Genomic DNA, 21,514 nt, shown 5'->3' on the forward strand with positions numbered 1-21,514 from the left:
GGGCCGGGGCCGGGGCCGGGGCCGGGGCCGGGGCCGGGGCCGGGGCCGGGGCCGGGGCCGGGGCCGGGGGCCCGGGGGCCGGGGCCGAAGCTACGAGGCCGCCGGGCACAGGACACCGCAGGACGCCGGGCAGGACGCGGGATGCGCGGCGACGGGCCCGGCTAGCGGGCCAGGTGCAGGGCACGGGCGGGCCAGGTGCGGGCTGCCGAGGAGGGCCCGCGGGGCAGCGGCGTCTTTTCGACATCGGCTATTGACGTCGCCGTAACAGGTGGCCTAGCGTCTGTCGAAACGCTTCGTCGAAACGCTTCGACGATCATTCGGGAGCGATCCCACGCCGGGCCGGAGGAGGTGCGCGGTGGCCACCATGCACGACGTCGCCCGCCTCGCCCGGGTCTCGGTCAGCACCGTGTCGTACGTGCTCACCGGCACCCGACCGATCTCCCAGGCCACCCGGGACAAGGTGCTCGCGGCGATGGCCGAGCTCGACTACCAGCCCAACGCGATGGCCCGTGGCCTGGCCAGCCGGCGCAGCCGGATCCTCGGTCTGCTGATGCCGATGGACGAGCGGGGCCTGGGCGCGACCGAAACGGCCTTCGTCACCGGCGCCGCCGCCGCGGCCAGCGCGGCCGGCTACCACCTGGTGCTCTCCCCCGTCGGCGGCGGCGACCTCGACGACCTGCGGCGGCTGGCCAGCCAGCGGATGCTCGACGGGGTCGTGCTGATGGAGGTGCAGCTCGCCGACGAGCGGGTCACCGTCCTGCGGGACGCCGGCGTCCCGCTGGTGTTGATCGGCCGCACCGGCGACACCAGCGGGCTCTCCTACGTCGACATCGACTTCGAGCAGACCGTGCGGGAGGCCGTCGCCCACCTGGTCGGCCTGGGCCATCGGAGCATCGTCTACGTCAACCACTCGGCCGCCACGCTGGCCAGCGGCTACGGCCCAGCCTTGCGTACCCGGCACGCCTTCGTCGCGGCGATGACCGGCCACGGCCTGGAGCCGTTGATGATCCCGGCCGAGGACAGCGCCGCCGGTGGGCGGGCGGCTCTGGCCGCCGCGTTCGCGCAGGCTCCGGAGCTGACCGCCGTGCTGGCCATGAACGAGACCGCGATCTTCGGCATCCTCGGCGAGCTGACCGGTCGGGGCCTCTCGGTGCCCGAGGACGTCTCGGTCGTCTCGATGGTCACCTCGCCGCAGGTCGCCGAGCTGGCCACCCCGGCGCTGACCGCGATGACCTCGCCCGGCTCGGCCCTGGGGCGGATCGCGATCGAGGCGCTGCTGCGCCACCTGGACGGTCCCGGCGACGAGCGCCACCAGCAACTGCTGCCATGCGCGTTGGAGATCCGGGGATCGACCTCCGTGCCACGACGGCCCGCACCGGACGCACCTCGGCGGTCGCCGATCGGCGGGGGCTGACCAGCGAAAACGGCCCGCCGCCGCGCGGCAACGCGACGACGGGCCCAGTGAAGTACCGGCTAGATACTCAACGAGGAGGATAGCAATGCAGCGATTCCGCCGGATCGTCGCCGCGATCGCCCTGGCGGCGACCGCGACGACCACCGTGGCCGCGTGCGGCGGTGGTGACAGCGGGGACGACAGCGGGGCCAAGACCCTCAAGCTCTGGCACTACGAGAGCGCCAACAGTGCCATGGGGGTCGCCTGGGACCGGGCGATCGAGATCTTCAAGGCCGAGCACCCGGGCGTCGAGGTGCGCTTCGAGCGCAAGGCGTTCGAGCAGATCCAGCAGAACGCCGGGATGATCATCAACTCGTCCGAAGGCCCGGACATCATGGAGTACAACAAGGGCAACGCGACCGCCGGCCTGCTCTCCTCCCAGGGCCTGCTCACCGACCTGAGCGCCGAGGCCGACAAGCGCGGCTGGGCCGGCAAGCTCAGCCCCAGCCTGCAGACCACCGCCCGCTACAGCGACAAGGGCGTGATGGGCTCGGGCAACTGGTTCGGCGTGCCGAACTACGGCGAGTACGTCACGGTCTACTACAACAAGGACCTCTTCGACAGGTACGGCGTGAAGGTGCCGACCAGCATGGCGGAGATGACCGCCGCGATGGACACCTTTGTCGGCAAGGGCGTCGCCCCGCTGGGCATGGCCGGCGCTGAGTACCCGGCCGGTCAGCTCTTCTACCAGCTGGCGCTGGCCAAGGCGGACCGGCAGTTCGTCGACAACTACCAGCTCTACAAGAACCCGGTGGACTTCAAGGCCGACCCGCTGAAGTACGGCGCGGACACCTTCGCCGACTGGGTGGGGAAGGGTTACGTCGCAAAGGACTCGGCGAGCCTGAAGGCCGAGGACATGGGCACCGCGTTCATCGGCGGCAAAACCCCCATGATCGTCTCCGGTAGCTGGTGGTACGGCCGGTTCAAGGCCGAGATGAAGGCCAACTGGGACACCTTCCTCTTCCCCGGCAACACCCTGCACGCCGGCTCGTCCGGCAACCTCTGGGTGGTCCCGGAATCCAGCAAGGCCAAGGGCCTGGCGTACGACTTCATCGACATCACCCTGCGTCCGGAGATCCAGGACCTGATCGGCAACAACGGTGGCGTCCCGGTGGCCGGTGACCCGGCGAAGATCAGCGACCCCAAGGACCGGAAGTTGATCGAGGACTTCAACACGGTCAGCAAGCAGGACGGCCTGGCCTTCTACCCGGACTGGCCGGTTCCCGGCTACTACGACGTGCTGGTCTCCGGCTTCCAGGGCCTGATCAACGGCTCCAAGTCGCCCGACCAGGTCCTCGACTCGATCGCCGGGCCGTACGCCGACGGCGTCAAGGAGATCACCGGCAAGTGACACGGCGAGTGGCGGGCGTGACCGGCACGACCGGAGCGCCCGCCCGCTCCACCGGGAAGGATCTTCGATGGCAGCCTCCGAGACCGTCGCCGCCCCGCACCCGCCGGCGACCCCGACCCAGCCCCGGCCCGACCGCGGGCGTCGCGGCCGCAACGCGGCGTACTGGCTCTATCTGCTCCCCGGAGCGGTGCTCTTCATCCTGGTCATCGGCGCACCGCTGGTCGGCACCGGCTACCTGTCGCTGACCAAGTGGTCCGGGGTGGGCGACCCCACCTGGGTCGGCCTGGACAACTACCAGCAGTTGCTGCACGACGAGGTGTTCTGGGCGTCGTTCCGGAACACCGTCGCGATGCTCGTCGCGATGGTGGTGGTGCCGACCCTGCTCGGGCTGGTGCTCGCCTCGGTGCTCTTCGACGTCATCGGCCGGCGGTTCCGGCCGCGCACCGCCGCCGCGCTGCGGGCCGCGTTCTACCTCCCGCAGGTGCTGCCCGTCGTGGTGGCCGGCATCGTCTGGGGCTGGATCCTGCGCCCCGACGGCGCGTTCAACAGCCTCCTCGACGCGGTGGGTCTCGGCGCGCTCCGGCACGACTGGCTCGGCGACCCGGACACCGCGCTGCCCGCTGTGATGGCGGTGATGATCTGGGTGCAGATCGGCTACCCGGTGGTCGTCTTCATGGCGGCGCTGCAACGGGTCGACCCGGAGCTGTACGAGGCGGCCGAGGTCGACGGCGCGAACTGGGCCCACCGGTTCCGGGCGATCACTCTTCCGCAGATCCGGCCGGAGACCTTCGTGGTGGCCCTGACCTGCACCATCGCGGCGTTGAAGGTGTTCGGGCCGATCTTCGCCCTGACCCGGGGCGGCCCGGAGAACGCCACCAACGTGCCGTCCTACTTCGCGTACTACACGTTCTTCAAGAAGCTCCAGGTCGGCTACGGCTCCGCGATCTCCACGGTGCTCACACTGATCATCATCGTGGTGGCCGTGGTCTTCATCTGGATGCAGGCCCGCAGCGAGCGCCGGGATCGGGGGTTCTGAGATGGCCGTCACGCTCATCCCGGCCGAGGGCTCGGTGCTGGCACCGCGCCAGAGCAGGCCGGGCCGTGACCGGCACCGCCGCGGCGCCGCCCGCTGGGTGGTGCTCGCCGTGGTCACGATCGCCGCGCTCGCCATGCTGGTGCCGTTCGCGTTCATGCTGCTCAACGCGTTCAAGTCGCCGACCGACTACTCCTCGGGCGGTCCGCTGAGCTGGCCGACGGAGTTCTACACCAAAGGTCTGCGGACGTACTGGACCACGGTGAACTTCCCGCTGAAGCTGTGGAACTCGGCGCTCATCGCCGGTTCGGTGGCGGTGCTCGGCGTCGTCGTCTCGCTGCTCAACGCGTACGCCCTGGGCATCGGCCGGGTCCGCGGCCGGCTCTGGATCGTCGGGCTCTTCCTGCTGGCCAACATGCTGCCGCAGGAAGCGCTGATCTATCCGCTCTACTACGTGGCAAAGGAGATCGGCCTCTACAACACCCGACTCTCGGTGATCATCATCTTCACCGTGATCCAGAGCGCGTTCGGCACCTACCTGCTCGCCTCGGTGCTGAGCACGTTCCCGCGCTCGCTGCTGGAGGCCGCCTCGCTGGACGGGGCCGGCAAGTGGACGGTGCTGTGGCGGGTGGTCTTTCCCAACCTGCGGCCCACCCTCGCGGTGCTGCTCATCTTCTTCTTCATCTGGACCTGGAACGAGTTCCTGATCCCGCTGGTCATGCTGATCGACAACCAGACGCAGACCATCCCGGTCGCGCTCGCGTCGTTGCAGGGCGACCGCCTGATGGACGCCCCGACCACCAACGCCGGCTCGCTGATCAGCCTGGTGCCGGCCATCATCTTCTTCCTCATCTTCCAGCGCACTCTGGCGCGCGGCATCACGGCAGGAGCCGAGAAGTGAAATTCACCGACGGGTACTGGCAACTGCGCCCCGGCGTCAGCGTGCTGCGCCCCGGCACAGTGGAATCGGTCGAGCCGGACGAGCGCGGCTTCACCGTCTTCGCGCCGGCCGGCCAGCTCACCGGGCGCGGCGACACCCTCAACCGGCCCGTGGTCACCGTCCGGTTCTTCTCCCCCGCCCCGGGTGTCGTCGGCGTGACCATCGGCCACCACAGCGGCGGTCTGCCCCGCGAGCCCCACTTCGGGCTGGCCACCGACGACGAGCATCCGGTGACCGTCGACATCACCGGGATCAGCGCGTCGCTGACCACCGGCGAGTTGACCGCCCGGGTCGCGCTCATCGACGGGTGGCGGGTCGACTTCCTGCACGGCGACCGGCTGGTCACCGCGTCCACCGGGCGCAGCGTCGGCGTCGTCACCGACGGCGAGGGCCGCCGGCACGTGCACGAACGGCTCGCCCTCGGCGTCGGCGAGACGGTGTACGGGCTGGGCGAGCGGTTCGGCCCGTTCGTGAAGAACGGCCAGACCGTGGACATCTGGAACGCCGACGGGGGCACCGCCAGCGAGCAGGCGTACAAGAACGTGCCTTTCTACCTCAGCAGCGCCGGCTACGGGGTGTTCGTGGACCACCCGGAGCACGTGTCGTTCGAGGTCGGCTCGGAGGTCGTCACGCAGGCCCAGTTCAGCGTCGAGGGGCAGTCGCTCACCTACTACGTCATCGACGGGCCCACCCCGAAGGACGTGCTGCGCCGCTACACCGCGCTGACCGGCCGTCCGGCCCGGGTCCCCGCCTGGTCATACGGGCTGTGGCTGTCCACGTCGTTCACCACCTCGTACGACGAGAAGACGGTGACGGAGTTCGTCGACGGGATGGCCGAGCGGGACCTGCCGCTGTCGGTGTTCCACTTCGACTGCTTCTGGATGCGCCAGTTCCACTGGGTCGACTTCGTCTGGGACCCGGCGACCTTCCCGGACCCAGAGGGGATGCTGCGCCGGCTGCACGAGCGTGACCTGAAGGTGTGCGTCTGGATCAACCCGTACATCGCGCAGCGTTCGTACCTGTTCGAGGAGGGCCGGCAGGCCGGCTACCTGGTGCGCAACCCGGACGGGTCGGTCTGGCAGTGGGACAAGTGGCAGGCCGGCATGGCGCTGGTCGACTTCACCAACCCGGACGCGGTCCGCTGGTTCACCGGAAAGCTCAAGGTGCTGCTGGACATGGGCGTCGACTGCTTCAAGACGGACTTCGGTGAGCGCATCCCGACCGAGGTGGTGTGGCACGACGGCTCGGACCCGCAGCGGATGCACAACTACTACTCGTACCTCTACAACAAGGCGGTCTTCGAGCTACTGGAGGCCGAGCGTGGGGAGGGTGAGGCGGTGCTGTTCGCCCGCTCGGCCACCACCGGGGGGCAGCAGTTCCCGGTGCACTGGGGCGGCGACTGCGAGTCGACGTTCGTGGCGATGGCCGAGTCGCTGCGCGGCGGGCTGTCCCTGGCGGCGTCCGGCTTCGGCTACTGGAGCCACGACATCGGCGGCTTCGAGGGCACCCCCGACCCGGCCGTGTTCAAGCGGTGGATCGCCTTCGGGCTGCTGTCCTCGCACTCCCGGCTGCACGGTTCCGGCTCGTACCGGGTGCCGTGGGCGTACGACGAGGAGGCCGTCGACGTGCTGCGGCACTTCACCCGGCTCAAGCTCAGCCTGATGCCGTACCTGGCGGCCGCCGCACAGGAGGCGCACCGCGACGGCATCCCGATGATGCGGCCGATGATCCTGGAGTTCCCGGACGACCCGACCGCCGCGCACCTGGACCGGCAGTACATGCTCGGCTCCGACGTGCTGGTCGCGCCCGTGCTCAGCGCCGACGGGGAGGTCACCTTCTACGTGCCCGCCGGCACCTGGACGCACCTGGTGACCGGCGCGCAGCTCACCGGGCCGGCGTGGGTCACCGAGAAGCACGAGTTCGACAGCGTGCCGGTGCTCGCCCGGCCGGGTGCGATCATCCCGTTCGGGGCGCGCTCGGACCGGCCCGACTACGACTGGGCCGACGGCGTGCAGCTGCGGCTCTACACACCGGCCGAGGGTCAACGCCAACGGGTACGCGTACCGGCGCCCGGGGGCGGGCCCGGCGCGGAGTTCGAGGTGAGCTTCCGCGACGGGGTGGCCACCGCCGAGCTGGTGGCGGGCGCCTCGTCGGCGTACCACTGCGTGGTGGCCGGCACGGAGGTGGCGGCGCGATGATGTCACGTACCTTCCCGGAGAGCTTCGTCTGGGGCTCGGCCACGGCGGCGTACCAGATCGAGGGCGCGGCCACCGAGGACGGGCGCGGGCCGTCCATCTGGGACACCTACAGCCACACCCCCGGCCGGACCTTCAACGGCGACACCGGCGACGTGGCGGCCGACCACTACCACCGCTGGCAGCAGGACCTGGACCACATCGCCGAGCTGGGCCTGGGCGCGTACCGGTTCTCCATCTCGTGGCCGCGCGTGCAGCCGGGTGGCTCTGGCCGCTTCAACCAGGCCGGCCTGGACTTCTACTCCCGGCTGGTGGACGGGCTGCTGGAGCGCGGGGTTCGCCCGGTCGCCACGATGTACCACTGGGACCTGCCGCAGGAGCTGGAGGACGCCGGCGGATGGCCGGTGCGGGAGACCGCGCTGCGCTTCGAGGAGTACGCCGCCGGCGTCGTCGCCGCGCTCGGCGACCGGGTGCACACCTGGACCACGCTGAACGAGCCGTGGTGCTCGGCGTACCTGGGCTACGCCTCCGGCGTGCACGCGCCGGGGCGTAGCGAACCGGCGGCGGCGCTGGCCGCGGTGCACCACCTCAACCTGGCGCACGGCCTGGCCGGGCGGGTGGTCCGCGAGCTGGCGCCGGCGGCCGAGCTCTCGGTGACGCTGAACCTGCACGTGATCCGGCCGGAGTCGGACTCGCCGGCGGACGCCGACGCGGTGCGGCGCATCGACGCGCTGGCCAACCGGTCGTTCCTCGGGCCGATGCTCGGCGGGGCGTACCCGGCGGACCTGCTGGCCGACACGGCGAGCGTCACCGACTGGTCGTTCGTCCGCGACGGCGACGAGAAGGTGGCCGCCGTCCCGTTGGACATGCTCGGCGTCAACTACTACTCCAGCACCCTGGTCCGGGCCTGGGACGGGCACTCGGCCCGCTCGGACGCCGACGGTCACGGCGCTTCGGCGCACTCACCGTGGGTCGGCGCCGACGACGTCGACTTCCTGCCTCAGCCCGGCCCGTACACGGCGATGGGCTGGAACATCGACCCCGCCGCGCTGACCGGGCTGCTGCTGCGGCTGCGCCACGAGTACCCCGGTCAGCCCTTGATGATCACCGAGAACGGCGCGGCGTTCGACGACGTCGTGTCGGCCGACGGCACGGTGCACGACGAGCGGCGCGTCGACTACCTGCGCCGGCACATCGCCGCCGTGGCCGATGCCCGCGAGCAGGGCGCGGACGTCCGGGGCTACTTCGTCTGGTCGCTGCTGGACAACTTCGAGTGGGGCTACGGCTACGACCGGCGGTTCGGGGTCATCCGGGTCGACTACGACACCCAGGAGCGCACCTGGAAGGACAGCGCGCACTGGTACCGGCGTCTGGTCGAGACCGGGACGCCGGACCAGCCGGCGGACTGACCACGGCCGAGGTGTCACTATCCGTGGGTATGACGTCATGGCGCCACGGTGGTCCCGCCTGCAGACTGGGACCATGGCCGAGCCCGTCACCGTCGTCGCCTTTCCGGGCGTGCAGTCCCTCGATGTCACCGGTCCGTGGGAGGTCCTGGCGGGGGCGAATCAGCACCGGGCGGCACGCGGAGGGCGTCCCGCGTACGACCTGAGGCTGGTGGGTGCGGAGGCCGAGGTGGCGTCCGAGAGCGGCCTCGTCCTGGCGGCCGACGCGCTCGGAGAACCGGTCCGGGCCGGCACCCTCGTCGTGCCCGGTGGCCGCACGGCGGCGGCCGAGGATGCGCACGCCGATCTCGTCGCCTGGTTGGCAGCATGCCGCCCCACGCGGTTGTTGTCCGTCTGCTCCGGGGCGTTCCTGTGCGCGCGGGCCGGGTTGCTCAGTGGTCGCAGGGTGGCCACCCACTGGTCCGTGTCCCGGGACCTCGGTCGGCGGTTTCCCGACGTCACCGTCGACCACGACGCCCTCTACGTGCACGACGGCCCGGTGTGGACCTCCGGTGGGGTCACATCAGGAATCGACCTGGCACTGGCCGTCGTGGCCGCCGATCATGGAGCACGAGTCGCCCAGGAAATCGCCCGCTGGCTCGTGATGTTTCTGCACCGCCCCGGACACCAGGCTCAGTTCTCCGGCCCGGTGTGGTTGGAACGCGCCACCGAGAAGCGGATAGCCGCCGCCCAACGGGCCATCGACGCCGATCCGGCCGCGACACACCGGGTCGACGACCTTGCCGCGCAGTTCGCCATGTCGCCCCGGCACTTCCAGCGCCTGTTCGCATGTGAGACGGGCCTCACCGTCGGTCGTTACCTCACCGAGCTTCGCCTGGAGACCGCCAAACGCCTGCTGGTGCAGTCCGACCTCGGCCTCGACACGGTGGCGGCCAAGGCGGGACTCGGATCCGCCGAGTCGCTCCGACGCGTGTTCGGTGAACGACTCGGCACGACCCCGGGCGCATTTCGCGCGCGCTTCTCGACCCTCTGACCGCGGACACCTTGCTCATCCCTCTCGACCGGAAGGACCTCCGATGACCCATGTCGTCATTCCGCTCTACGAGCGTTTCACCGCGTTGGACGTCATCGGCGTCTACCAGCCACTGGCCCTCACCCCGGGCATTGACGTGGTCCTGGTCGCCGAACGCCCCGGTCCCGTCCGGGACGACTGCGGGATGGTCTCCCTCGTGGCCGAGTCCGCGCTTGACGACGTCGAAGCGACCGACGTTCTCATCGTCCCGGGCGGGCCGGGGACCATTCCGGCTCTCACCGGGCCCCTGCCGGCCTGGATCAGGCGGATCCACGACACGACGACGTGGACGACGTCCGTGTGCTCCGGCTCGATCCTCCTGGGGGCCGCCGGCCTGCTGCGGGGACGACGGAGCACCAGCCACTACCTCGCGGCGCAGGAGCTGATCCGCTTCGGCGCCGAACCGGCAGACCAGCGGATCGTCGAGGAACCGGACGCACACATCATCACGGCCGCCGGAGTGTCCAGCGGCATCGACATGGGGCTGAGACTCGTCGAACTCCTCACCGACCGGACGACCGCGGAGGCCGTCCAGCTCTGGATGGAGTACGACCCACAACCGCCGTTCGACAGCGGCCACCCCTCCCGCGCGACCCCCGAGGTGGTCGCACGGGCGGCGGCGTACGACAGCGCGGCCAGAGTGGCGCGGTGACCTGCCGGTCACCGACCCCCTAGACCCCGACCCGCTGCGGCGGGACGGTCAGGCCGTAGAGCGCCATCAGCTCCGGGGTGTCGACCCGGCTGCCGTCGGCCACCGAGTCGCAGCCGATGTCGACGATCTGGTCCTTGTGCGCCAGCAGGTACGGTCGGGCGCCCACGTCGGCGCTGGCCAGCGTGGCGATGCCGGGCCAGTGCCGGCGACCGAAGAGCATCGGGTAGCCGCGCAGCCCGTCGTAGGTGGCGCAGACCAGCACGTCCGGGTACGGCAGTGCGGCCACTCGCCGGACAGCGGCGGCGGTCAGGCCCGGCATGTCGACCGGGACCACCACCACTGCCTCGATTCCCTCGTCCTCCATGGCGGCCAGGCCGGCGCGGATGGACGAGCCGACCCCGGTGCCCCACGCTTTGTTGATGACCACCGTGGCCCTGCCCAGGTCGGCGGTTTCCCGGACCTGGTCGGCGGCGGCACCCAGTACGACCACGATCTGCTCGCAGCCCGCCTCGGTCATCGTGTCGATCATCTGGTTGACCAGGGGCTTCTCCCCCTGGTGCAGCAGCGCCTCGGGACCACCGATGCGGCGCCCCCCGCCCGCGGCGATGATCATTCCTGCGATCCGGTTCAGCTGGGCCCCCTCCACCGTGGAGCGGACCGGGCACGGCGGCACCCGGTCCGTCCCGTCCTACGGACACCGGATGCAACGAGTGCGGCAGGCCTCGGGTAGCGGGGCAAATAGGAAAATCGTCCGCTATGCCGCGTCGGCGTAGCAGTCGACGATGGACAGATCCAGCGGAAATCGCACCGGAGTGTCGCCGAACAGCAGCGCGGTGGCCCGCTCACCGCTGCGACCGACCGCCTCCGCCACCGCCTCGGCCTGTGCCGCCGGACAGTGCACGACCACCTCGTCGTGCTGAAAGAAGACCAACTCGGCGTCGGTGCCGGCCAGCTCGGTGCGCAGCGTGGCCAGCAGCGTCGAGGCCCACTCCGCGGCGGTGGCCTGGATGACGAAGTTGCGGGTGAAGCGCCCCCGCGACCGGGCGGCGCGGGCCCGGGGACTCTGCGGGTCGGCCACGCCATCGGGGTCGGTCGCCCCGTCCGGGTCGCCGAACCCGGCCGAGCCGGGCGGGCAGGTGCGCCCCAGCCACGAGCGCACCAGCCCGCCCGCCTCACCCGTGCGCGCCGCCGCCTCGACGTAGCCGAACGCCGTCGGGTAGCTGCGCTTCAGCACCGCCAGCGCGGGCACCGCCGCCCCGCCGGTCTGCCCGTACATCGCACCGAGCAGGGCCACCTTGGCCCGGGCCCGATCACCGGCGAAGGCGTCCCGGGCGAGGGCGGCGTACAGGTCACCGGCCCCACCCGCCGCCGCCAATCGGACGTCACCGGACACCGCCGCCAGCACCCGGGGCTCCAACTGGCCGGCGTCGGCCACCACCAACCGCCGGCCCGGGTCGGCCACCACCGCCCGGCGGATCACCTTCGGGATCTGCAACGCGCCACCGCCCCGGGTGGCCCAGCGGCCCGAGACCACCCCGCCCGGGACGTACTCCGACTGGAACCGCCCGTCGCGAACCCACTGCTCGCGCCAGGACCAGCCGTGCGCCGTCCAGATCCGGTAGAGCTCCTTGTATTCCAGCACCAGCGGCACCGCCGGATGGTCCACCCCGCGCAGCACCCAGGCCCGGGTGTTGGGCAGCTCCACCCCAACCCGGGCGAACGCCTTCAGCAGCTCCGCCGGGGAGTCGGCGTGCAGCTGGCGGACGCCGAACGCGTCGGCGATCCGGGCGGCCAGCTCGGCCAGCCGGCGCGGCGGGCCGCCGACTGGTGACGGCTCACCGAGCAGCTCGGCGAGGATCGCGTCGTGCACCTCGGCCCGCCACGGCAGCCCGACGACACCCATCTCCACCGCGATCAGCGCGCCGGCCGACTCGGCGGCCACCAGCAGCCGGAACCGACCCGGATGCTCGGTGACGGCGACCCGGGCGACCTGGTCGGCGTACACCCGGGTCAGGGCGTCGACCCCCGGGCCCGGCGGGCCGGGCAGCGCGTCGAAGAGCGCCCCCTGCCCGTGCCCCGGCGGCGCGACCGGGCGCGGCGGCGGGTCGGGTGGCACCGGCGCACCGCTGAGCCGGGCCCAGGCGGCGGCGAACGAACGCGGCTCACCCCAGCGGCCGGCGTGGCCGAGCAGCAGAGCCTCGGTCAGCTCCACGTCATGGCAACGCTCGACGCGCACCCCGGCCCGCAGCAACGCCGGATAGACCGCGCCGGCGGTCGGCCAGACCCAGCGCGGACGCTCGGCGGCCTCCCGCGCCGCCACCGCCGCGGCCAGGTCGGTGACGACCTCGGTCGGACCGGTGGGGTGGCCGGCGGCGTCCAGCGGGCGCAGCTCTCCCCCACCCCGCTCATCCGCCACCACCGCCACCAGCACAGATGCGATTCTGCCTCGCCCCTGTGACAGGAATGGAAAGGTGCCCTTCCTTACATCTCGGCGCGTGCCGGCAAACGGGTCGATGGGTCGTGAAAGGGCTCGGTAGCGTGGCCGGGTGCCCCCGCAGATTCCGCATTCCGATCCTGGCACTCCGGACACCGGGGGTCCGATGCGGTACCTCTGGTGGCTGGTCCGCCGCCAGCCCTGGCGGGTGCTGCGCGGCAGCCTGCTCGGGACGGCCTGGATGATCGGGCTGTCGGTCCGGCCCTACCTGATCGCCCGCGCCGTCGACGACGGGCTGCGCGCGGGCGACACCCAGGCCCTGGCGTTCTGGGTGGCGGCGATCCTCGTCGCGGGTGCGGGGCTGTCGTACCTGGGCATCATGCGGCACCGCACCATGACCTTCATCCGGGAGGACGCCAAGGCCCGCTCGGCCGCCGTCGTACTGCGGCAGCTGTCCCGGATCGGCGCGGTGCTGCCGCGCCGGGTCGCCGCCGGCGAGGTGGCCACCATCGGCGGCTCCGACATCGACTGGTCGGCGCAGGTGCTCACGCTGACCGGGCCGGGGGTCGGCGCGATCGTCGCGTACGCGGTCATCGCCGTGGTGCTCTGGTCGATCTCCCCGGTGCTCGCGCTCTGCATCCTGGTGGGAGTGCCCGCCGTCGGGCTGGTCGTCGGTCCGCTGCTACGCCGCCTGGAGCGGGCCGAATCGGTCTACCGGAAGCAGCAGGGCGCGCTCACCGCCCGATCCGGCGACATCGTGGCCGGGCTACGGGTGCTCGCCGGGGTGGGCGGTCGGGACCTGTTCGCCCGCCGGTACGCGGCCAGATCCCGCGACCTGCTCGCCGAGGGCTACCGGGTCGGCGCGGTCAACAGCTGGATCGACGCGGCGACCGTCGCCATCCCCGGGTTGTTCCTGGCGGCGGTGGTGTGGCTGACGGCCCGGATGGCGGTGGCCGGTGATGTCACGATCGGTGAGCTGGTCGCCATCTACGGCTACGTGGCGACCCTGATCGTGCCGGTCTGGTTCCTGCTCGAAGGCAGCCACCAACTGATCCGCGGGCGGGTCGCCGCCCGGCGGATCGTCGCCCTGCTCAAGCTGACCCCGGACGACGTCGGCGGCCCGCGCAGCGCACCGGATCGGCGGGGTGGCGTTCCGGATCGACGCCGCCGGGACGTCGTCTCCGCGCCGGAGCACCCCGCGGACCTGCACGACCCGGTGACCGGGCTGACCGTTCCCGTCGGCCGGCTGACCGGCGTGGCCGCCGACGATCCTTCGGCGGCGCTGGCCCTGGCCGACCGGCTCGGCCGGTACGTGGCCAGCGAATCCACCTGGGGCGGCGTGCCGCTGACCGGGATCGCCCTGGACGAGATCCGCGCGCGCATCGTGGTCGCTGATCACGACTCGTACCTGTTCCCCGGCACGCTGCGGGAGGTCCTGCTCTCCCGAACCGAGTCCGACGACGACCGGCTGAACGACGACGACCGGCTGAGGGTCGACGACGGTCGGATCAGCGCGGCTCTGCGGGCCGCGTCGGCCGAGGACATCGTCGATGCGCTGCCGGCCGGGCTGGACACCGTGATCGACGCCCGGGCCCGGACGCTCTCCGGCGGCCAGCGCCAACGGGTACGCCTGGCCCGGGCGCTGCTCGCCGAGCCGGAGGTGCTGATCCTCGTCGACCCCACGTCGGCCGTGGACGCGCACACCGAGGCGCGGATCGCCGAACGGCTACGTGCCGCGCGAGCCGGCCGCACGACGGTCGTGCTCGCCACCTCGCCGCTGCTGCTCAGCCGGACCGACCTCGTCGCTCACCTGCGTGCGGGCCGGATCGTCGCCACCGGCACCCACACCGACCTGCTCCACCAGGACCCCGGCTACCGGCACCTGGTGGCCCGGGACAGCGCCGATCCCGACGTGGACCGACCCGCCGACGTCGAGGGGGCCTATCCGTGAGCCGACTGCCGGTGGCGGACCGCAGGACGGTACGCCGGGCGCTGCGGGACCTGATCGGCCGGCACCGGCGCTCGGTCGGCGTCGTGCTGGCGCTGCACGGCGCCGCCGCGGTCGCCGGGCTGGCCCCGCCGTGGCTGCTGGGCACCATCGTCGACCGGGTCAGCGCGGGTGCGAGCGTGACCACGGTGGATCGCCTGGCCCTGGCGATCGGCGGGTGCGTCCTGGTGAGCGCGCTGCTCTCCCGGTACGCGCAGTACGCCGGCCACCGGTTCGGGGAGCGGGCCGTCGCCGAGTTGCGCGAGGAGTTCGTCGACAGGACGCTCGGGCTGCCCGTCTCGGTCGTCGAGCGGGCAGGTTCCGGGGACCTGGCGACCCGCAGTTCCGTCGACGTGTCGACGGTCGGCACCACGGTCCGGGACGTGGTGCCCACCATGGTCATCGCCTCGGTGCAGCTGACGCTGCTGTTCGGGGCGGTCTTCCTGCTGCACCCGCTGCTCGGGCTGGCGGCGCTGGCCGGGCTGCCGTCGATCTGGGCGGTGACCCGCTGGTACCTCCGGCGGGCCAGCTCCGCGTACCTCACCGAGGGCGCGGCGGCCGCGGAGCTGACCGAGACGCTGACCACCACCGCCGAGGGCGCCCGCACGGTCGAGGCGCTGCGGCTGGCCGACGACCGTATCCGGCACGGCACCACCCGCATCACCCGGCTGTGGCGGGCCCGGCGGGCGACCCTCGCGCTGCGTACGGTGTTCTTCAGCGTGGTGGAGGCCAGCTATCCGCTGCCGATCGCCATGGTCCTGCTCGTCGGCGGGTATCTGCTCGCCGAGGAGATGGTGTCGCTCGGCGCGGTGGTCGCCGCCGCGCTCTATCTTCAGCAGGCGATCGATCCGCTGGACCGGCTGCTGCAGTGGACCGAGCAGGCGCAGCGCGGCTTCGCGTCGTTCGCCCGGGTGCTCGGCGTCGGCCTGGTCCCACCGGAGCCGCCCGGCACGGTCGCCACGTCACGGGGAGAGCGACTCGTCGTGCGCGAGGCGCGGTTCTCGTACGGCGGGGGGCGCGACGTGCTGCACGGCATCGACCTGGAGGTGCGGCCCGGGGAGCGGCTGGCCGTCGTCGGCCCGTCGGGGGCCGGCAAGTCCACCCTGGCCCGGCTGCTCGCCGGGATCGACGCGCCGCGCCGCGGCGTCGTCAGCATCGGTGGCTGCCCGGTGACCGACCTCGACCCGGCCGAGCGTCGTCGCCGGATCGCCCTGGTCACCCAGGAACACCACGTCTTCATCGGCTCGCTACGCGACAACCTCGCCTTCGCCGCCCCGGACGCCTCCGACGAGCAGATGCGCGCCGCGCTGGTCACGGTGGGCGCCGACTGGCACGCCGACCTGCCCGACGGCCTGGACACCGCGCTCGGGGACGGGGCCCGGCAGCTCGGCGCCGCCGAGGCGCAGCAACTGGCGCTGGCCCGGTTGGTGCTCGCCGACCCGCACACGCTGATCCTGGACGAGGCGACCGCCGCGCTCGACCCGACGACCGCCCGGCGTACCGAGCGGGCGCTGGCCGCCTTGCTCGTCGGGCGGACCGTCATCGCCATCGCGCACCGGCTCAACACCGCGCACGACGCCGACCGGGTCGCCGTCCTGGCCGACGGCCGGATCACCGAGATCGGCAGCCACGACGAGCTGGTGGCGGCCGACGGGGCGTACGCCGCGCTGTGGCACTCCTGGCACGCCCACGCCGACGACCACCCGAGGTGAAAGGAAGGGCACCTTTTTAACGCCTCCGGTAGAGGAAGGGCCCCCTATTAACAAACCCCCGCAGCACGCGCAGGCGCTGGAGTCGGCACCGGCCGAGGAGGTGTTGTTAATAGGGGGCCCTTCCTATGCACCAGGCGTTAAGAAGGTGCCCTTCCTTACTTCACGGCGCCGGAGGTGAGGCCGGCCTGGATCTGACGCTGAAAGATCGCGTACACGATGATCATCGGGAGGATCGCGATGGTCAGCGCGGCGAACAACCCGGACCAGTCCGCCTCGTAGCCGGCGTTGACCGAGATGTCCGCGATGCCCTGGGTGAGCACCCACTTGTCCTTCGCGTTCGAGAGCAGCACCAGGGGAAGTTGGTACTGCGCCCACTGACCGATGATGTTGAAGATCGCCACGCTGATCAGACCCGGCTTCGCCATCGGCATCATGACCTGGAAGAACAGCCGGGTGTGCCCGCAGCCGTCGATCAGCCCCGCCTCCGCCACCGACGACGGCAGCGTCTTGAAGAACGCGGCCAGGAAGAAGATCGTGAACGGCAGCGAGTACGCGATGTAGACCAGCACCACCCCGGTGTGGGTGTCCAGCAGGCCCAGGTTCTTCACCACGAAGAAGAGCGGCACCAGGGCCAGGAAGACCGGGAAGGCCAACCCGGAGACGAAGAGGTAGTAGATCGCCCGGTTGCCCCAGAACTTGTACCGGGCCAGCACGTACGCCGCCATCGAGCCCAGCAGCATGGTGCCGAAGGTGCTGCACGTGACCACAATGACGCTGTTGAGGAAGTACCGGCCGACGTGCGCCTTGGTCCAGGCCCGGCCGAAGTTCTCCCAGCGCAGTTCCGCCGGGAGCGTCCACGGGCTGCTGAAGATCTCGGTCGTGTTCTTGAACGCGGCGAGGAACGTCCAGAGGATCGGCACGATCACGATCACCGCCCACACGGCGAGCGCGATGTGCCCCAGGCCGGCGAAGAGCCGTGCCTCCGAGCGGGGGCCCTTCGACCCTCGTCCACCGGGGGCGCCCGGGTCGCCGGTCTTCGGCGGTAGCGCCGCCGGCGTCGGCGGCAGCGTCGACTGCGGGTTCATCAGTACTCCACGCTTTCCCGCTTGGTGAGCCGCAGCGTCAGCGCCGCGAACGTGAGGGTCAGGAAGAAGAGCGCCACACCCATCGCGGAGGCGTAGCCGTATTTCGAGTAGACGAACGCGTTGCGGTAGATCTCCATGGCCAGCACCGTGGTGGCGCCGTCCGGGCCGCCACCGTCCACGGAGAGCACCGCGACGATGGCGAACGCGTCGAACGCCGCGATGCCCAGGTAGACCCAGGCGACCTGGAGGGTGTCCCAGAGCAGCGGCAGGGTGACCCGGAAGAACAGGGTCACCTTGGTCGCCCCGTCCATCTCGGCGGCCTCGTAGATCTCACCCGGGATGGAGGCCATCCCGGCCGAGAAGAGCACCACGTAGAAGCCGACCGCCTGCCAGACCAGCACCCCGATGATCGACCAGAGGGCCAGGTTCGGCCGGACCAGGAAGAGCACCGGATCGAAGCCGAGCTTCATCAGTACGCCGTTGATCAGGCCGGACTCGTTGGGCCGGTAGACCATCTGGAACAGCACCGCGATGATGGCCACCGCCAGGACCTGGGGGAAGAAGAACACCACCCGGTAGAACTTCGCCCCCCAGACCCCCTGGCGTTGCCCACCGCTGCTCTTCCCGCCCACGTTGAGCAGGAACGAGAAGAACAGCGCGATGGCAATGGTGATCAGCGGCAGGGCAAGCAGCAGTACGCCGTGGTGCTGGACCGCCTTCCAGAAGCTGCCGTCGTCGAGCAGCCTCCGGTAGTTGTCGAAGCCCACCCACTGCGGGGCGGAGAGCCCCCTCCAGTTGGTCATCGAGATCTGGAACGCCTGCGCGTACGGCGCGATGACGAAGACCACGTACAGCGTGACCGGGGCGAACAGGAACCCGATCACGAACGGATACTTGCCGTGCCGCATGACCCCTACGCTCCGATCAGCGCTTGAACTTGGTGACGGAGCTGTCCTTCTTGATCGCGTCGGCGCGCTTCTGGATCCGCTCCACGAAGGCGTCCGCCTTGATCCGGCCGAACATCAGCTCGTTGGTGGCGGTACGCGCCTCCGTGTCGAGCTCCTTGTACCAGCCGTCGAAGTACAGGTTGAACACATCCTGGCCGGCCGCCTTGAGCGCGGCCTGCGAGCTGGCCACACCGGGCGGGAAGGCGAAGCCCTCCGAGCCGGCGGTGACCACGGTCGGGGCCTTGACCACCTCGGTGAAGCCCTTCGCGCCCTCCGTGGACAGCATCCGCCGCATGTACTCCAGGCCGCCCTTGGGGTTCTTGCTCTTCGCCGAGACGAAGTAGCCCTCACCCGCGGTGGCCCGCAGCGCCGTGGCCGGCAGCCTGTCCGAGGCGGACATGCTCGGCACCGGCATGAGCTGGTACTCGAAGCCGGCCGGCGTGTCCTTCTTCTGCTCGCCTTCCAGCCAGTCACCGCTGGGGTACATGGCCACCTTGTACTGGTTCTGCCGCAGCTGCACGTCGGTGTGCTTGAGCCCCTCGAAGCTCTTGTCGCTGAACTTCGCCCCGACCTCGGCCCACGCGGTGGCAGCCTGCTTGACCGCGTCCTGCTGCCAGGCGCCGTCCTCCAGGTTGTCGATGTTCTTCAGCACGTCCGTGCCGCCGATCTTGGCGGCGTGGGTGAGGATCACGTTCCACTGGTAGTAGGCCGCGTTCGCCCCGGCGTAGCCGTACGGCGTGATGCCCTTGGCCTTGATGGCCGTGAGCAGGGTCATGAACTCGTCCCAGTTCTTCGCCGGCGCCCAGCCGTTGTCCTTGAACAGCTTGCCGGAGTACCAGATGCCGAAGACGGTGGAGACGTAGTACAGGACGAACGGCTTGCCGTTGAACGAGCCCGCCTCGATGGTGCCGGGCACCACGGTGTCGCGGACCTTCTTGGCCGGGTCGTCGACCGACGGCGCGTCCCACAGCTCGGTGAGGTCCTGCAGCTGACCGTCGGCGACCAGCGCGCCGAAGTCCATCAGCTTCTCGCCCGAGTTGTTCACGAACTCCGGCGGGTTGCCGGAGGCGAAACGCGGCTGGAGCACGGTGGAGACGGCCTGGGTGGCCTGGTGCTTGACCTCCGCCTTGGGGAACGCCTTCTTGTAGAGCGGCTCGTGCACGTCGGTGGCGTACTTCTCGCCGTAGCCGCCGTTGAAGATGACCACCTCGATCGGGGCGTCCTCCTTGACACCCAGCGGGTTGGTCGCGCTCTTGGTGCCGCCGGAGACCTGCTCGTTCTTCTCGTCGCCACCGCTGGTGGCGCAGGCGCTGAGCAGGCCGATGGCCGGAGTGGCGAGCATGCCCACGGCGGCGGCGCGGCGCAGCACCGTACGGCGGTCAAGCTCGGCCGGGTGCTCGGGGGTAATCGACATCGTCGTCTCTCCTTGTGGAATTCGGGTCAGGCCGTGCGCCGGAGACGCCCGGCGTACCGCGACTCGAGGGCGATGTTGTGCTCGTCCCCGCCGGGGACGTTGGCCGAGAGGTAGATAGGGGGCACCTCTCCGGCCTGATGGAACCGTCGGACGACCTCCGCGGTCAGCAGCTGCGCCAGCAGCGCAGTGGTGACCGAGGAGACCGCACAGACCGCGCCGCCGCCCTCGAGCGGCAGCAGTGCATCGCCGTACGGCGCGCCATTGTCCAGCACGACGTCGGCGAGGTCGGCGAGCCGTCGACCGGACGGGTGCCGCGGGGCCACCCGTGCGGTGTGCTCGACCGAGGTGACCGCGATCAACGGGTGACCGCGCTCGGTGACCAGCGCCGCCAGCTCGACCACCGAGCCGTTGATGCCGGATTGGGACGCCACCACGAACACGTCGCGCGGCTGAGGCGCCGCGAGCGCGTAGATCTGGTGGGCGATTGAGGGGTCGCGTTCCAGCTTCGGGTCGGCGAGCACATCCGGCGGGGCGTCGCCGTGCACCACCAGGTCACGCACCGAGAGCCGGTTGGTGGGAACCAACCCGCCGGCCCGGGCGACCAGTTCGGCGGCGAACGCCTCGGAGTGCCCGGCGCCGAACGCCTGGAGCACACCGCCGGCGCGCAGGCTCTCGGCGATCAGGTCGGCGGCCCGGGTGATGCCGTCGGCCTCGGTGTCGAGCAGCCGGTCGAGCACCGGGCGGACTGCGTCCGCGTACCCCTGGGCGCTGATCATGCGAGGGCTCCCTTCGCGGCCTTGTGCCCGTCGACGGCCTGCGCGGTACGCCGGAAGGCCGCATGCGCGCGGTCGTGGGTGCGCTGGGCGACGGCGATGTAGAGCAGGTCGAGCACCACCAGCTGGGGGTGGCGGGCGGAGAGCGCGTCCGGCCGGAAGGTGGTCGCCTGGCTGGCGGTGAGCAGCACGATGTCGGCAAGCTCGGCCAGCGGTGAGCGGGGGAAGCCGGTGAGGGCGATCGTGGTGGCGCCCCGACTGCCCGCCTCGGCGAGCATCTCGATCGTCTCCCGAGTCTGGCCGGTGTGCGAGATGCCCAGCGCCACGTCTCCGGTGCGCAGCAGCGCGGCGCTGGCCAGCCCCTCGTGCACGTCGTTCCAGGCCCACGCGGCCACCCCGATGCGGTGCAGGCTGAACTGCATTTCCTCGCCAACCAGGGCGCTGCCGCTGGCGCCGAAGATGTTCACCCTGCTGGCGCCGGCGATTGCCACCGCGGCCCGCTCCACCTCGGAGAGGTCGAGCAGCGCGGCGGTGTCGTGCATGGCCCGGGTGTCGGCGGCCATGATCTGGTCGAGCACCCGGGCCAGCGGGTCGCTCGGCTGGATTTCCCGTCCGATGTCGATGGTCCACCCGGCCGAACGGGCCCGACCTGTCTCGGAGGCGATGCCCAGCCGCAGGTCGGCGTACCCCTCGAAGCCCATCGCCCGGCAGAAACGGGTGATGGTCGCCGGTGACGTGCCGCTACGCTCGGCCAACTCGACTATGGTGGATCGGGCGGCCGCCTCCGGGTCGCTCAGCACGTGCTCGGCGACCCGGCGCAGCGCGCCGGTCAGCTCACCGAGCCCGTTGCGGACCCGGGCCAGCACCCCGTCGGAGGCGGACCCGAGCGCGCCTCGCCGGTCGAACGCGTCGGCGTCGACCACCGCGGTCCCCGCGGAGGTGTCCACCTCGTGATCAACCATGCGACGCCTGGCCTTTCCAAAAAGATTGTTAACTGTTAGTGGTAAAAGTTCTTACTGAACGCCCCTCCGTGTCAAGACTGTGGGCGAAGTTTTCAAAC

Annotated in this window: 17 protein-coding genes; 10 read left to right on the top strand and 7 right to left on the bottom strand. The window is 71.1% G+C overall.

The genetic code is table 11. The annotated features are described in order from the left end of the window. Positions 1-364: 364 nt before the first annotated feature. The 8 genes from ACFYPS_RS29460 (at position 365) to ACFYPS_RS29495 (ending at position 10,102) form a co-directional block, all read left to right on the top strand. On the top strand, positions 365-1,414 hold the full coding sequence (locus ACFYPS_RS29460) for a LacI family DNA-binding transcriptional regulator (protein ID WP_354967585.1): 1,050 nt from the start codon (positions 365-367) through the stop codon (positions 1,412-1,414). A gap of 85 nt (positions 1,415-1,499) precedes the next feature. Next, positions 1,500-2,804 (top strand): extracellular solute-binding protein, encoded by a 1,305-nt coding sequence (locus tag ACFYPS_RS29465; RefSeq protein ID WP_354967545.1) that lies wholly within the window; start codon positions 1,500-1,502, stop codon positions 2,802-2,804. A 67-nt stretch (positions 2,805-2,871) separates the two neighbouring features. Then, positions 2,872-3,840: a sugar ABC transporter permease gene (locus ACFYPS_RS29470; protein WP_354967544.1), complete on the top strand. Its 969-nt coding sequence runs from the start codon at positions 2,872-2,874 to the stop codon at positions 3,838-3,840. A gap of 1 nt (position 3,841) precedes the next feature. Then, positions 3,842-4,738: a carbohydrate ABC transporter permease gene (locus ACFYPS_RS29475; protein WP_354967543.1), complete on the top strand. Its 897-nt coding sequence runs from the start codon at positions 3,842-3,844 to the stop codon at positions 4,736-4,738. Beyond that, the gene (yicI, locus tag ACFYPS_RS29480) at positions 4,735-6,975 is read left to right on the top strand and encodes an alpha-xylosidase (protein ID WP_387328606.1); all 2,241 of its coding nucleotides are present in this window, start codon (positions 4,735-4,737) and stop codon (positions 6,973-6,975) included. The genes ACFYPS_RS29475 and yicI overlap by 4 nt, the downstream gene beginning before the upstream one ends. Next, positions 6,972-8,381, top strand: coding sequence for a GH1 family beta-glucosidase (locus ACFYPS_RS29485; RefSeq protein WP_387328609.1), 1,410 nt, complete (start codon positions 6,972-6,974; stop codon positions 8,379-8,381). Before yicI ends, ACFYPS_RS29485 begins: the two co-directional genes overlap by 4 nt. A gap of 73 nt (positions 8,382-8,454) precedes the next feature. Further along, positions 8,455-9,411 carry a GlxA family transcriptional regulator gene (locus tag ACFYPS_RS29490; RefSeq protein WP_387328612.1) on the top strand — a complete coding sequence of 319 codons (957 nt, stop codon included), beginning with the start codon at positions 8,455-8,457 and terminating at the stop codon, positions 9,409-9,411. Positions 9,412-9,454: 43 nt separating this feature from the next. Continuing rightward, positions 9,455-10,102, top strand: coding sequence for a DJ-1/PfpI family protein (locus ACFYPS_RS29495; protein ID WP_354967539.1), 648 nt, complete (start codon positions 9,455-9,457; stop codon positions 10,100-10,102). A 19-nt stretch (positions 10,103-10,121) separates the two neighbouring features. On the opposite strand, the gene ACFYPS_RS29500 is transcribed toward ACFYPS_RS29495, so the two are convergent. Beyond that, positions 10,122-10,715 carry an NTP transferase domain-containing protein gene (locus ACFYPS_RS29500; protein WP_354967538.1) on the bottom strand — a complete coding sequence of 198 codons (594 nt, stop codon included), beginning with the start codon at positions 10,713-10,715 and terminating at the stop codon, positions 10,122-10,124. Between the two features lie 141 nt (positions 10,716-10,856). Then, positions 10,857-12,563, bottom strand: a complete 1,707-nt coding sequence (locus tag ACFYPS_RS29505; RefSeq protein WP_387328701.1) for a bifunctional 3'-5' exonuclease/DNA polymerase — start codon at positions 12,561-12,563, stop codon at positions 10,857-10,859. A 139-nt stretch (positions 12,564-12,702) separates the two neighbouring features. Between ACFYPS_RS29505 and ACFYPS_RS29510 the strand changes: the two genes are divergently transcribed. Both ACFYPS_RS29510 and ACFYPS_RS29515 read left to right on the top strand, forming a co-directional pair. Next, positions 12,703-14,487: an ABC transporter ATP-binding protein gene (locus ACFYPS_RS29510; RefSeq protein ID WP_387328615.1), complete on the top strand. Its 1,785-nt coding sequence runs from the start codon at positions 12,703-12,705 to the stop codon at positions 14,485-14,487. Beyond that, positions 14,484-16,235: an ABC transporter ATP-binding protein gene (locus ACFYPS_RS29515; RefSeq protein WP_387328618.1), complete on the top strand. Its 1,752-nt coding sequence runs from the start codon at positions 14,484-14,486 to the stop codon at positions 16,233-16,235. Before ACFYPS_RS29510 ends, ACFYPS_RS29515 begins: the two co-directional genes overlap by 4 nt. Before the next feature lie 155 nt (positions 16,236-16,390). Here ACFYPS_RS29515 and ACFYPS_RS29520 read toward each other — a convergent pair whose 3' ends face one another. From ACFYPS_RS29520 to ACFYPS_RS29540, 5 genes are read right to left on the bottom strand one after another with little or no spacing between them, the layout of a single operon-like run. Then, positions 16,391-17,320, bottom strand: a complete 930-nt coding sequence (locus ACFYPS_RS29520) for a carbohydrate ABC transporter permease (RefSeq protein WP_387328621.1) — start codon at positions 17,318-17,320, stop codon at positions 16,391-16,393. Then, the gene (locus ACFYPS_RS29525) at positions 17,320-18,228 is read right to left on the bottom strand and encodes a sugar ABC transporter permease (RefSeq protein WP_354967534.1); all 909 of its coding nucleotides are present in this window, start codon (positions 18,226-18,228) and stop codon (positions 17,320-17,322) included. Before ACFYPS_RS29525 ends, ACFYPS_RS29520 begins: the two co-directional genes overlap by 1 nt. Before the next feature lie 16 nt (positions 18,229-18,244). Continuing rightward, positions 18,245-19,681 carry an N-acetylglucosamine/diacetylchitobiose ABC transporter substrate-binding protein gene (gene ngcE / locus ACFYPS_RS29530; protein ID WP_387328624.1) on the bottom strand — a complete coding sequence of 479 codons (1,437 nt, stop codon included), beginning with the start codon at positions 19,679-19,681 and terminating at the stop codon, positions 18,245-18,247. 26 nt (positions 19,682-19,707) lie between these two features. Then, positions 19,708-20,457: an SIS domain-containing protein gene (locus tag ACFYPS_RS29535; protein ID WP_354967532.1), complete on the bottom strand. Its 750-nt coding sequence runs from the start codon at positions 20,455-20,457 to the stop codon at positions 19,708-19,710. After that, positions 20,454-21,416 (bottom strand): MurR/RpiR family transcriptional regulator, encoded by a 963-nt coding sequence (locus ACFYPS_RS29540; RefSeq protein ID WP_354967531.1) that lies wholly within the window; start codon positions 21,414-21,416, stop codon positions 20,454-20,456. Before ACFYPS_RS29540 ends, ACFYPS_RS29535 begins: the two co-directional genes overlap by 4 nt. Between the last annotated feature and the right edge of the window lie 98 nt (positions 21,417-21,514).

Source organism: Micromonospora sp. NPDC005087 (assembly GCF_042872965.1).
Taxonomy (GTDB): Bacteria; Actinomycetota; Actinomycetes; order Mycobacteriales; family Micromonosporaceae; genus Micromonospora.